This is a genomic window from Cognataquiflexum aquatile, assembly GCF_003316845.1.
GTDB classification, from domain to species: domain Bacteria; phylum Bacteroidota; class Bacteroidia; order Cytophagales; family Cyclobacteriaceae; genus Cognataquiflexum; species Cognataquiflexum aquatile.
Window position 1 is genome coordinate 419,329 of sequence record NZ_QMIK01000003.1, and the last position, 12,891, is coordinate 432,219.

Consider the following 12,891-nt stretch of genomic DNA (forward strand, 5'->3'; position numbering starts at 1 on the left):
TCAAAAATATAATCTACCAAAATGAAAAAGGGACATATAATTGGTTTGGGAATCATAGCTGTCGCGATCATCATCATCATGTCAATGATCGGGGATGCAAGTACTTACGAAAGTTTTTCCAACGCCAAAGCCATGAAAACCAAAGGCGATGACAAGGCCATCCACGTGGTGGGCCAACTGAAAAAAGCCCAAACCGGTGATGTTGTCGGGATCGAAGTCAATGAGGATAAGACTTCATTCTATTTCCTGATGGTGGACAATGAAGGCACAGAACAAAAGGTCTTTTATAATGAACCGGTGCCACCGGATTTTTCAAGGGCTGAACAAGTGGTGGTCATCGGTGCTTATAAAGACCAAGACCTGTTTGTAGCAGACAAAATCCTGATGAAGTGCCCTTCCAAATATCAGGAAACCGAGCTCAAGACAGCCGGAATGTAAATTAGTTTTCCCTCTGATTCCATTTAACATGATCAATACCTTTATAGGTAATTTAGGCCACTTTGCATTGATTCTTGCTTTTGTCAGTGCCTTGGTTACTGCCTACTCTTATTATCAATACACGATTGCACAGGAATTGGACAAAGCCAATTGGAGGCGGTTCAGTAGAGTCACATTTTATGTCCATTCTTTGGCAAGCGTGACGGTGGCATTTGCACTTTTTGAGATTATTTACAACCACCGGTTTGAATACTTCTACTCTTATTCCCATTCTTCCAAAGCGCTTCCGGTCCATTATATGATCTCCAGTTTTTGGGAAGGTCAAGAAGGGGCATTTATCCTTTGGATAGTTTGGAATGTGGTTTTGGGATTGGTTTTGATCCATACCAACAAATTCTGGGAAGGTCCTGTGATGATCGTTTTTGCTTTGGTGCAGGCATTTCTTGTATCCATGATTTTGGGTGTGGTGATCGGAGATTTGAAGATCGGTAGTTCGCCTTTTATTCTTTTGAGGGATGCGGTCTCCGCACCGGTTTTCCAGATCAATCCTGACTTTAAGCCAGAAGATGGAACCGGTCTGAATCCTTTGCTTCAAAATATCTGGATGGTGATCCACCCCCCGACTTTGTTTCTCGGATATGCTTCCACCTTGGTTCCGTTTGCCTTTTTGATGGGTGGATTGGCTACCAAAAGATATTCTGAGTGGGTTCGTCCTGCATTGCCTTGGGCACAGTTCTCCGCCATGATCCTCGGAATGGGGATCATCATGGGTGCTTATTGGGCATATGTTACTTTAAATTTTGGTGGCTATTGGAATTGGGATCCTGTCGAAAATGCCGTTTATGTACCATGGCTGATTATGGTAGCGGCAATCCATACAATGATCACTTTCAAGAAAAGCAGTACTGCATTGAAGTCTTCCATCGTCTTGGTCATTGCTTCCTTCATTTTGGTACTGTATGCCACCTTCTTGGTGAGGAGTGGGGTATTGGGTGATTCTTCGGTTCACTCTTTTACAGACTTGGGTTTGTCAGGTCAGCTGTTGATTTACATGCTGTTCTTTCTTGTCATTGCAGTTTTTCTGGCAGCAAAAAACTGGAAACATATCCCGACTTCTGACAAAGAAGCTTCTGTTTATTCCCGAGAATTCTGGATTTTTATTGGTGCAACGACGTTGGCATTGATGGCTTTCCAGGTAATCCTTCCTACTTCCATTCCTGTTTGGAATGCTTTGGTAGAAAGTTTCGGAGGCATCTCCAACATGGCGCCTCCTGCGGATCAGATTGGTTTTTATACCAAATTTCAGCTTTGGTTTGCTGTGGCTGTGGCTTTGCTGACAGCGGTAGGACAGTTTTTTTGGTGGAACAAAATGGATCCGAAAGCCTTGAGGGAGTCGTTGGTGATGCCATACATCATATCTGTCGTCATATCAGCGCTGATCATTGTCTTTGGGAAGGTTTATGATATTCCTTACATCATTGTGGTTTTGGCCTCAGTATTCACCATCGTCGCCAATTCATCCATTTTGATCAAACTGATAAAAAAATCCACTTTCAAATTGGCAGGTGGTTCTTTGGCGCATATCGGACTTGGGATGATGCTAATCGGGATTATGTTTTCCTCAGGATATTCTGAAATCATTTCTTACAACCTTTCAGGATTGACTTACAGCAATTCGTGGGAAGAAGAAATGAACAAAGAGCACGTCCTGCTTTGGATCAATAAGCCAACCCAAATCAAAGATTATACAGCCGTCTATCGTGGCAGACAGAAAAAAGTGGTTGGTGTACCCGGATTTGTGAACGTCAAGCAACTCAAATCCACTGGGGAAATCAATGAGGCCATTGCTTTGGAAGATATTGTCGCCAGAGGAAGGACTTACTTTGCCAAAGGGGATAAAGTAAAGATTGTATTGGAGGAAAATGACTATTTCCAGGTTGATTACTACAAGGATTCTGTTTTTCAGTTTTCATTGAACCCGATGTCACAATTCAATTCCTCCATGGGATTGATATCCTCTCCGGATTCCAAAAGGTTTGTAAATAGGGATCTGTACACCTATGTCTCCGCCATCAATGATTATGAAGACCCGGAATGGAGGGAAGATGAATTCTATGAAGTAGCTCCGGGGGAGACCTTCTATATCTCTGACTTTGTGACCACATTTGAAGGAGGCGAAGTTCTCAGTCAGGTCGACGGTTTGGATTTAAGAGAGGGAGATGTAGCAGTAAAAGCCAAGTTGGTGGTCATGGATTATGATGTCGAGAAGCGTTTGGAGCCTGTTTTCATCATCCGTGACAATCAGGTAGGAAAGATTGCCGCTATAGACAACGAACTCGGTGTCAAGGTTGAATTGGAAAATATCAAACCGGAAACAAATACATTTTCTTTCAAAGTCAACAGGTACCAAAAAGACTATGTGGTATTGAAGGCCATATTGATGCCTCAAATCAATATCCTTTGGGCAGGAACGATCCTGATGCTGATAGGTTTTTGTGTAGCCATCTACCGAAGGTATGATGAGTTCAAAAAAATGAGGGATAAAGGAATGGAAGCCTAAATTCCTGACTAAGTTCAAAACCATAAAGCCCTAAGGATACCTTCTTTAGGGCTTTTTGTTTTTTTAGAATCACGGTAAAAGGTATATATTTCAATTATGAAATTTAAGATTGCAATATTGGGAACCGGCAACGTCGCCTGGCATTTGGCACCGGCCTTGGAAGAGGCAGGTCATACCATCACAGAAATTTATGCACGGAATCTTACGGACGCCGAAAAACTAACTGCAAGGTTATATACTGCAGATGCAAAAGATGACCTCGATTTTTCAGATTCCGAGGCGGAGATTTTTATTTTAGCAGTAAGTGATCAGGCGATTTCAGAGCTGGCTGATGAAATCATTTTGCCCGAAGAAAGTATCCTGGTGCATACTTCAGGAGCAGTGCCATTAGATGTGTTGGGCTATAGTTCAGCGACTTTTACAGGAATCTTTTACCCTTTACAGACATTCAGCAAAGAAAGAAAAATTGACTTTGGCGATGTCCCGTTTCTCTTGGAATCTGAGGACCAAGCCGCGCTCCAAAAATTAAAAAAACTTGCAAAATCATTGTCCCCTAACCAATACCTGATCAAGTCCAAAGACAGAATGGCTTTGCATGTAGCGGCGGTTTTTGCCAGTAATTTTTCCAACCACATGTTGAGGATATCAGAAGAAGTCATGGCGCGTCAGGGTTTGGATTTCGAAATGCTCAAACCACTTATTATAGAAACCATCAGTAAAAGTCTGGAATTGGGTGCCAAGCGCGCGCAGACAGGACCGGCAAGACGGGTGGACTTTAATACCTTGGATGCCCACTACCAATTTTTGAACTACAATGAACAGATAGCTGAGTTATATAAGCTTATTTCCCAGGATATTATCGATTCTTATTAAAAAATACCCCCTTTAGGGTATTTTTTAAAGGTTGCGGATCCAGTATATTTGATACGGGTGATTAAGCAACTTTTTCAGCTTTACTGTTTTTATAAATGATTTTAGTTTAGTATTTTTTAGTATATCGGGTGGCTGCCTGTCAAAGGGCAGCCACACATTTTTTTTAATGTTTCCAAGTTCCAAATTTCCCTTGCTGATAATCGCGGTAGGCCTCCATGATTTCTTGTTGGGTGTTCATGACAAATGGCCCTTGGGCTACCATCGGTTCGTTGAAAGGTTTCGCATGGCCAAGAATCAGGACCGAATCTTCAAAAGCTTCTACAGATAAATTTCCGCCATCGTTGGTAAATTCCACAAGGTTTCTAAAAGGGATTTTTTCACCCAAAATCTTGACCTCTCCACGGACTACATAGAAAAATACGTTTTCTCCAACAGGAATTGATTTATTGAATTTACCTCCTTTAGCCATGGTGATGGTGCTCAGGAACATCGGACTCAATGTTTCAAATGAACCTTGATTTCCATCCCAATCACCGGCAATCATTTGAACAGATACTTTTCCTTCGGATAGTTCGAAATGATTGATTTCCTCTTTTTGCAGACCTACATATCTTGGTTCGGTCATTTTTAGCTTGGCAGGAAGGTTGATCCAAAGCTGCAGTATTTCCAGATCACCGCCTTCCTTTTTGAATGCAGAAGAAGAGACTTCTGAATGAATCAGTCCCCTTCCTGCAGTCATCCATTGAATCCCACCCGATTCGATCACTGATTCATGTCCTCCCGAATCCTGATGCATAATATCACCGGCAAGGATAAAAGTGACCGTTTCCATCCCTCTGTGGGGATGTGGGCCAAAAGGAAGTCCGCGGTTGTTTTTTGGGTAGGTTTGAAAGCCGTGGTGGTTCAAAAATATAAATGGATCAATTTGTCTCAGCTTCGCAGAGGGAAGCGGGTTGTAAGTAATGAGATCTGCAATGGGATGGTAGCTGGCAGGATGTATTTCTTTGATGGTCATGATTTTAATTGTATGTATAAACATTCAATATGTTTTCCTTCATAAATGTTCCCCTCATGGCAAAAAAAAACCTGAATTTCTTCAGGTTCTTTATTTAAAATTATATGCATCCTTGCCCATATCCATATATACTAGGTTCGAAGTTCAATTTAAGTTGCTATGGACTGTGGTCGATTATATGCAACTCTGAGCGCCTTATTAATTATGCAGGAGGATAGCAGATAATCATATTTTTATTTCAACCAAGCCAGGGAGATTTCGTCAGGTGCCTTCATTCTGTCGGCCAGTCTCATATACCTGTCCGAAAGATGGGCAAGGTAATCCTGCGCTTTAGAGGCCACATCGTTCAAGCCGGTGAGGTTTTGAATATCCCAAAGTTTGACCAGGTGTTCGATGATTCGGGCATAGTCCCAACCAGTGTAAACACCGATTTTTTGGGTAATCGCAGAGAATTGATCAAAAAGAGTAGGGTTGCTGCTTCCTTTTCCCATCAAAACTGCAGGCATGACTATCTGTTTCCGCATCATTTTCTCAAATGCAAGAATAGCTCCGTTCGGGTCAATTTCAAAAATTTGACTCATGAAGCTTTTGTAGGCTTTTTCATGTCTTGCTTCATCTCCTGCAATGGTTTTGCAGATTCGTGAAAGCACATCATCTCCGGCCTTGTCCGCCAATTTACCGGTATTGACATGGGAGATTTTGGTGGCTCTCTCCTGAAATGAGGTATAAATCATGGCTTGGTAAGGATCCTTTTCTGATTTTGGATCAAAACCGTTGTAGATCAGCCTGTGGATAGTCTGCTCTACTTTTTTCATATCGGCACGTCCTGAGAGGTAGAGGTATTTGTTGAGCAGGTCACCATGACGGTTTTCCTCTGCAGTCCATGCTTTTGACCATCTTACCCAACCAGAGTTGCTCAGAAGACTTCCTTCTACATTGATTCCTTCCAATAAGTTGAAATAGGTCTGATAGCTTGGAAGCGCCTCTTCGGTAATCATGTTGCCGATGAGAGAAGTGATGATGGTATCCGGGATTCCGGCTGCTCTTTCCTGTAGTTTTTTGACCTCGTCAAAGGCATCAGGTTGACCCATGTCGGGTAAAAAATCAGAGGGTTGCCAGCATTCATCCGGGTCTACCAATATTGTTTCAACAGCATTGTTGACGAAGCCATCCAGCTGGGAAATGACCTCCATGTTTTTTTCTAGTTCGTAATTGATATTTTCTGAATTATTCATGACTTTTTATTTTTTGCCTTTAAAACCCTCCTTGCCAAGTTGGGATGGGGTATTCACAAAAGGCTACAATCGTATAATTTATATAAATTCTAAGTAAAGGTAATCACATTTAGTGTCATTAGGTACTAAGAAACCCAATTTCTGAAACGGGTTTCTCAATTTTACAATTGATTATTTTGTCAGTGTCCAAGTTTTTTGGTTGAAATTAGAAGGTGCCGTCTCTTCGAGTCTTTTGCCGATTTTGTCTAAATACATGATATTGTACCTGAGGCGGGTGATATAATTTGGTTGTGTAGGGTCACCGTTCCAACAGTGTTCGGCGCGGTCCCCGTATTTAACCTCACCACCATAATAAGGTTCAGAAGTTTTTTCGAGAAACTCCTCAGTAAGATAAACGGCATTATTCAGGTAGTAATTATCCATATCCCCGCAGTAGATGTGGATTTTCCCTTCCAAATCTTTCCCCAACTTAGACCAATCTCTTTCCATGATATGGCGGAGGTCAAAATTTTCTTTCCAGTGGTTGGCCACTTCTTTGTCGATTTCTCCGGAATACCTGTCCCAAATCGGTTTTGGATAGCCATCCTCCCCGACAGGTGAATAAACCGCCTGCCAAACATCCCATTGGTCACCGGACCGGGTTTTGGTCCCGCCGAGAGCAAGTTCCTTGTGGTTCATGTCTTTGACCATAGCCGAAACATGCCCTAGGTAATTTCTTTTTCCAACCCGGTCGGTAGTCCTGAAAGGTCCGTTGAGGTAATAGGCATTTTGATCTTCGTAAATATTCACAGTCGTAAAGGCACGGAAATCTATCGGGTCAGGACAAGCAGCAAAGCAGCCATTGTATTCTTTGGGATACATCACCTGCACAGCCAAAGCTTCCCATCCTCCGGTCGAACCGCCATAGGTGAACCTTGACCAACCTTCTCCGATTCCGCGGAATTGCTCTTCAATATGGGGAATCAATTCATAGGTAATCGCATCGCCATAGGGCCCGATATTTTCCGAATTGACGGCATAGCTGTCGTCATAGAATGGATTGGCATGTTGGATTTCGATGATGATGAATTTTTGAAAATCAGGAGAAATCCATTTCTGATAAAAATCATAAGCCTCCTGTTGTTCGATTTTTTCATAGCCATAGATATTGAAGCGGGCATTGAAGGTTTCTTCGATGTTTTCGTCAGGTGGCGTGGTCCTGAATCCCCCAAAATCAGAGGGAAAATGCCCATGATAAATCATCAAAGGATAATATTCATTTGGATTCTTATCAAAATCCCTGGGCAATAAAACGTGTGCTCCTAGGTAAATATCCCTTCCCCAAAAGTCAGAAAGCAACTTACTTTTGAATTTGATATGCTTTATAAATTCTGTGTCCTCAGGTTCTGAGACAGGTGGGATGATTTGATCAATGTTAATCTCAATACCTGATTCCCCGTCCCAAGAGATCTTTTGTGGAGTGCTGTAGACATTTCCTGGAGTTCTTGCCCACTGTCTACCTTCCCATTGGTCAACAGGCATCTTGATGACATGCCCATCTGCCCGGTTGAATGTCTCATGTTTTACAATAAAAGCCTGCACCCAATAGTCACCTGCAGGGATTTCCTGCCAGTTTTCGATGGGATATCCAAATGTCCCAAAATCAAAAGATAATGAGTTCCCAGCCTGATAATCTTCAAAATCCATCCCCATCACTTGGGCAGAAGTGACATCATCTGACACCGCAAACCTCGGCTCTGTTTTTTCATCATGGTGAAAAAGCAGCAACAGCCTACCGTCTTTTATGCCTTCGCCTAATTCCGGCTCGATAGTAATCTTGGCAGATGGGGTAGTCGGGGCATTGCACGAAACAATCAGCAATAACATCAGGAAAGACAGCAGCCTCATAGGAATCTTCTTTGGTTTCTTTCAATTTAGCCAAATTTCCATTTATAGGATTCAAGTAGAAAAATCTATTACATAAGCGGATATAAAATCCTTTTTTTATCAAATTCTGACCGTCTGTCAATAAGAAAGACGGAAGACGGAAGACGGAAGTCGGAAGACCCCGGGTTGCTGGAGGGCAGGGATGTACCAGGCATTTCAGTCAGCATTTAGAATAAAATGAATTGCGTAAATCCATATAAATTATCCTGAAATTTTTACTTTAATCTTTTATATTGAACTGCTATGAGAAAACCCCTGCTTTTGTTGATTGCCTCGGCTTTCGTTTTTGGCTGTGCCCAAAAAACCGAAACCATAGATTATACCCTGCTGTCAGATGAGGAAAGACTTGCTGCCGCTATAGAAATGGCCCAAAATACCATCATGGTAGATGGACACGTGGACCTTCCTTACAGGATGAAAGTCGGTGGTTTTACCCTTCAGCGGGAGATCTTGGATGTATCAGTCCGGACTGATGGCGGAAATTTTGATTTTCCAAGATCAAAAGAAGGGGGCTTGGACGCGCCGTTTATGTCTATCTATATTCCTTCAGGCTACCAAGACAGGGGAGGGGCAAAGGTTTTGGCGGATTCATTGATTTTGATGACAGAAAGGTTGGTGAATACATGGCCTGACAAATTTGCGATGGCTTATTCCCCTTCTGATATTGAGAAAAACACCAAAGAGGGTAAGGTTTCATTTCCGATGGGAATGGAAAATGGGGCTGCGCTCGAAGATGACATCAACAATGTCCGATATTTTTATGACCGTGGCATCCGGTATATCACACTCACCCATGGCACGGACAACCTGATCGGGGATTCATCTTACGATACCACGCGTACGCACAATGGCTTGAGTGACTATGGCGTAGCCGTTGTCAAAGAAATGAATAAGGTAGGGATCATGGTGGACATTTCACACGTGTCGGACAGCACATTTTACGATGTGGTGAAAGTGACTGATGTTCCTGTCATCGCGTCCCACTCGTCAGCAAGGAAATTTACTCCTGGATTTGAAAGGAATATGGACGACGATATGATCAAAGCCCTTGGTAAAAACGGTGGTGTCATCATGATCAACTTTGGGGGAAGTTTTGTCGATGGAGAATATAATGAAAAGTCCGGAGCAGTTCGGGAGCATATTGTTAATTGGCTTGCAGAAAACGGTTTGAGCAGCACCGATTCGGCAGCTGTGGCTTATATCGAGAAATATTCCGCTGAGAATAATCCATTCCCCAATGTGGAAAAAGTGGCTGACCATTTTGACCATGTAGTGGCTTTGGTTGGAATCGACCATGTGGGTTTGGGTTCTGATTTTGACGGGGTGGGGGATAGCCTGCCAACCGGCCTCAAGGATGTATCCATGTATCCCAACCTTATAGCTGAACTTCTCAAGCGTGGATATTCCAAAGAAGACATCGAAAAGATCTGTTACAAGAATATTTTCAGGGTTTGGGATGCGGTGATTGCGGCTTCAGGGAAATGAGATTTTAAGTCTATTGATTTAATTATTGGCTGAAAAAGATCAATTCTAGTCATGTTAAGAAAACCAAATATGATTGAGCCAACCAACTACAAAGATTGGGCGAGCCCAAACACTAAGTGGGCTATTGGATTGCTTTTCTTATTTGTATTTGCCGTTTTTGGATATAATTTATATAAATCATATGTGGAATCGACATCAGATATTAGGTATACAATAATTAATTTTAATGAAAGATATACTGATAGTAAGAGGGTCGGAATGAAAGTTTCTTACTTAGCTGAAGGTAAAAATCAATACGACAATTGTTTTTCAAATAAGTGCAAGAGAATAAAAACTGGGGAAAGGCGATTGGGTTATTACTTTGTAAATGACCCTAGACTTTATCAGATTATTTATGACACCATCGTTCCAGATTCTGTGGTTGTTCCTAATGGTGGTTGGGAAGAAATTCCGGATTTCTTGAAGCCACAACCAAACCGGATTGACTGAAAAAAAACCTCCTCGTCACTATTTGTATCATATTCTGCCCCGTATTTATCGGGGACAAAAAGTGACTCATGAAAATCACGTGACATGTATGATCTATGGATTTTTTTGTAGGGTAAAAATTGGATTGATTTTTAATCTATAACAAGTTTTGAAGTTCAATTGATGCGTCTGTGGACTGTGGACTATCGACTATGGACTACTTTAACTTATCCACCGTCACCACCGGAATATCCTTATTCCCGATTTGCTTCAATGGCTTGATCTCAGACTTTGGGTATTCAAATCCATTGTCCGACAATTCCCATAGCAAAGGCGCCAGATTTTGAACCGCAGCTTTGCAACCTTGGACAATAGCACCCATTTTTCCTGTTTGTTTGGACAATTTGGCTTCATTCTCGATTTCAAATGGTCCGGTAAATCCCTTTTCCTTCAGGATATTGACAAAGGCTCTCCAATCCATGCTATCCCCCAACCCAAATCCCGGTAAAGTCGCCTCGTAATGGTGTCTGTCCCATTCATTTTGACTAGATGGGATTCCTGCTTTTGCAGCCCATTCGGGTTTGACTCGTTGCATAGGGTACATATTTCCCCAAAATGGATCAGGATTATTTCTCGTCGACTTGACATGGATGCGTTTTAACCTTGATATATCCGTATGTCTGATTACCTCCACAGGATCGGTATGCTGCCAGACATCATGCGAAGGGTCATAGATTTCCCCGTGGTTTTTGCTCGGGATCAGGTCGTACATGATTTTCCTTGCGGCCAAGACTCCGGTCAGGTTGTTGTATGTCGTAGAGTATCCTGAAGAGCGCCAACCTTCCATGGGACAGTTTTCATATAAAACGGTGACGCCAAGGTCTTCTGCATATTTTATGATGGGTGTGAAAACCCTTTGATATTCTTCCAGATTTTTTTCAAAACCATTTTCCTGAATGCCCAATTCATGGTTGTAACCCACAAAAGTTCCCACTTTCACATCATTTTCATCTCCGCCCATCAGGTAAGCCATCCGGATCAGTTTCAGCAGGTGGTTTTGGTTTTTTAGCTTGTGAAAAGGATCGCCGCCAATCAGGTTTTCAAAAGCACCGATAGAAAGCCGAAGTCCGGCGGCATTGAACTTGTCGATCATCTTATTGGCAGCCTCGGGATCGAAGTTTTCATAATCCATATGGGTCGCCACAAAGTCATCCCTAGTGCCGTCTTTTCTGAAAACACAGACATCCAATCCCTGAACTCCGATTTCGGTGGCTTTGGTGATGGTTTGATCCAAATCCAATTGGTCAAAAGCGGATGTCATGATCCAAATCTGATTGCTCATAGTAGTAGTTTTTTTTAAAGATAAATACCCTGTTTTGGTTTTAAAAGCCAAATCCCGCCAATGCCGTCCGCTTATCAAATCGAAAAAACATTTTCAGGGATAATTGCTTAATTTTGAGGATAATCTACTCACCAAAAAAATGAAAACACTTAAGAACTTATCTTTTATTTTGGGAGGAAGCCTTATTTTGGGTTTTTCTTCCTGTTCCAATCCACCCCAAACTGAGGAAAAAGTTGAGCCTAGTCCCTTTGCTGTGGTATCGCAAAAGCTGACTTTTCAGGTTGATACTTTGACCACCACTCTGATCAGTCCTTGGGGAATGACTTGGCTGCCGGATGGAAGATTGCTTGTCACTGAAAGAAAAGGGGAGATACTCGTATTCAAGGATGACAAATCCACAGGAGAAAAATTAACAGGTGTACCAGCTGTAAGCGAGGTCAATCAAGCAGGACTTTTGGATATCGCCGTTCACCCAAAGTATGAGGAAAACGGATGGATTTACATGTCCTACGCCAAAAAGCAAGGAAAAGGAGAGGTCTTGGTTATCGCAAGGGCAAAGCTCAACGGCAATGCTTTGGAAGGATTGGAAGAGGTATTTGTGTGCGGACCTGAGTGGGAAGGCGGCAGACACTTTGGGTCAAGGATCGTGTTTGACAATGACGGCTACCTGTATTTCTCCAACGGAGACAAAGGTTCTAGACCTGCCAACGCACAGGAACTCGACAATGACCATGGCAAAATCCACAGAATCTATGATGACGGTAGGATACCTGAAGACAATCCTTTTGTCAATACTCCCGGAGCTTCACCATCAATTTGGACTTATGGAAACAGAAATCCACAAGGCATGGTATATGACAAGGCAAACAACCGAATCTGGGCTGTCGAGCATGGACCAAAAGGCGGTGATGAACTGAATCTGATCGAAAAAGGCAAAAACTACGGTTGGCCTGTGATCTCTTATGGAATCAATTATGACGGAACAATCCTGACCGAATTGAAAGAAAAAGAGGGCATGGAACAGCCGGTTACCTATTGGGTGCCTTCTATTGCAACATGTGGTGTGGCCATTGTTACCTCAGACAGATATCCTGAGTGGAAAGGAAATATTTTGGTAGGTGGATTGGCCGGAATGCAGATCGCAAGGGTAGAATTGGATGGAACCAAATATGTCGGTCAAGAGACGCTATTGAAAGATATTGGAAGGGTAAGACAGGTTTCTGAAAGCCCCGATGGCTATATTTATGCCATTACTGAGGGTACCGGACTTTTGGTGAAGCTGATCCCACAGAGGTAATTGCACATCATTCGATTTTAAAAATAAAGCCCTGTCAGATTTTTCTGACAGGGCTTTATTTTTTCCCTTTCAATCAATAGACCACATTTTGGCGATCTTTTCTCGTGTCACTTTTTGTCTTGAAACAAAAAGTAACCAATCCCGATAATTATCGGGACAAGAAATTTTAATCCTCCCCCGCACAGTGCCACCGCCGGCCCGGTCCGCCGCGGATCTTCCTGCCCGCCGGTGTTCCAAAGTAGGTTTACTTAT

The 12,891-nt window shown here is 42.5% G+C and carries 10 protein-coding genes; 6 read left to right on the forward strand and 4 right to left on the reverse strand.

The genetic code is table 11. The features are described from left to right. Positions 1-21 precede the first annotated feature (21 nt). The 3 genes from DQW11_RS10630 (at position 22) to DQW11_RS10640 (ending at position 3,871) form a co-directional block, all read left to right on the forward strand. Entirely contained in the window at positions 22-438 is a 417-nt protein-coding gene (locus DQW11_RS10630) for a cytochrome c maturation protein CcmE domain-containing protein (RefSeq protein WP_113924050.1), read from the forward strand. Positions 439-466: 28 nt separating this feature from the next. Further along, a complete protein-coding gene (gene ccsA / locus DQW11_RS10635) occupies positions 467-2,998 on the forward strand; it encodes a cytochrome c biogenesis protein CcsA (RefSeq protein WP_113924051.1) in 2,532 nt (843 codons plus the stop codon). 96 nt (positions 2,999-3,094) lie between these two features. Beyond that, on the forward strand, positions 3,095-3,871 hold the full coding sequence (locus DQW11_RS10640) for a Rossmann-like and DUF2520 domain-containing protein (RefSeq protein WP_113924052.1): 777 nt from the start codon (positions 3,095-3,097) through the stop codon (positions 3,869-3,871). A gap of 163 nt (positions 3,872-4,034) precedes the next feature. Here the strand turns inward: DQW11_RS10640 and DQW11_RS10645 are convergent, their stop codons facing one another. The 3 genes from DQW11_RS10645 to DQW11_RS10655 all read right to left on the reverse strand — a co-directional run bounded on the left by DQW11_RS10645 (position 4,035) and on the right by DQW11_RS10655 (position 8,008). Then, a complete protein-coding gene (locus DQW11_RS10645; protein ID WP_113924222.1) occupies positions 4,035-4,889 on the reverse strand; it encodes a pirin family protein in 855 nt (284 codons plus the stop codon). Between the two features lie 230 nt (positions 4,890-5,119). Further along, positions 5,120-6,121, reverse strand: coding sequence for an acyl-ACP desaturase (locus DQW11_RS10650; RefSeq protein WP_113924053.1), 1,002 nt, complete (start codon positions 6,119-6,121; stop codon positions 5,120-5,122). Between the two features lie 171 nt (positions 6,122-6,292). Continuing rightward, a complete protein-coding gene (locus DQW11_RS10655; RefSeq protein ID WP_113924054.1) occupies positions 6,293-8,008 on the reverse strand; it encodes a hypothetical protein in 1,716 nt (571 codons plus the stop codon). A 282-nt stretch (positions 8,009-8,290) separates the two neighbouring features. Here DQW11_RS10655 and DQW11_RS10660 point away from each other — a divergent pair, with 282 nt between their 5' ends. Together DQW11_RS10660 and DQW11_RS10665 are read left to right on the forward strand one after the other, a co-directional pair. Beyond that, complete coding sequence (locus DQW11_RS10660) at positions 8,291-9,532, forward strand: dipeptidase (RefSeq protein WP_113924055.1); 1,242 nt, start codon at positions 8,291-8,293, stop codon at positions 9,530-9,532. Between the two features lie 51 nt (positions 9,533-9,583). Then, the gene (locus tag DQW11_RS10665; protein WP_113924056.1) at positions 9,584-10,021 is read left to right on the forward strand and encodes a hypothetical protein; all 438 of its coding nucleotides are present in this window, start codon (positions 9,584-9,586) and stop codon (positions 10,019-10,021) included. Positions 10,022-10,217: 196 nt separating this feature from the next. Here DQW11_RS10665 and DQW11_RS10670 read toward each other — a convergent pair whose 3' ends face one another. Beyond that, positions 10,218-11,342 (reverse strand): sugar phosphate isomerase/epimerase family protein, encoded by a 1,125-nt coding sequence (locus tag DQW11_RS10670; RefSeq protein WP_113924223.1) that lies wholly within the window; start codon positions 11,340-11,342, stop codon positions 10,218-10,220. Between the two features lie 139 nt (positions 11,343-11,481). Here DQW11_RS10670 and DQW11_RS10675 point away from each other — a divergent pair, with 139 nt between their 5' ends. Further along, entirely contained in the window at positions 11,482-12,639 is a 1,158-nt protein-coding gene (locus DQW11_RS10675) for a PQQ-dependent sugar dehydrogenase (RefSeq protein ID WP_113924057.1), read from the forward strand. Positions 12,640-12,891: the final 252 nt, after the last annotated feature.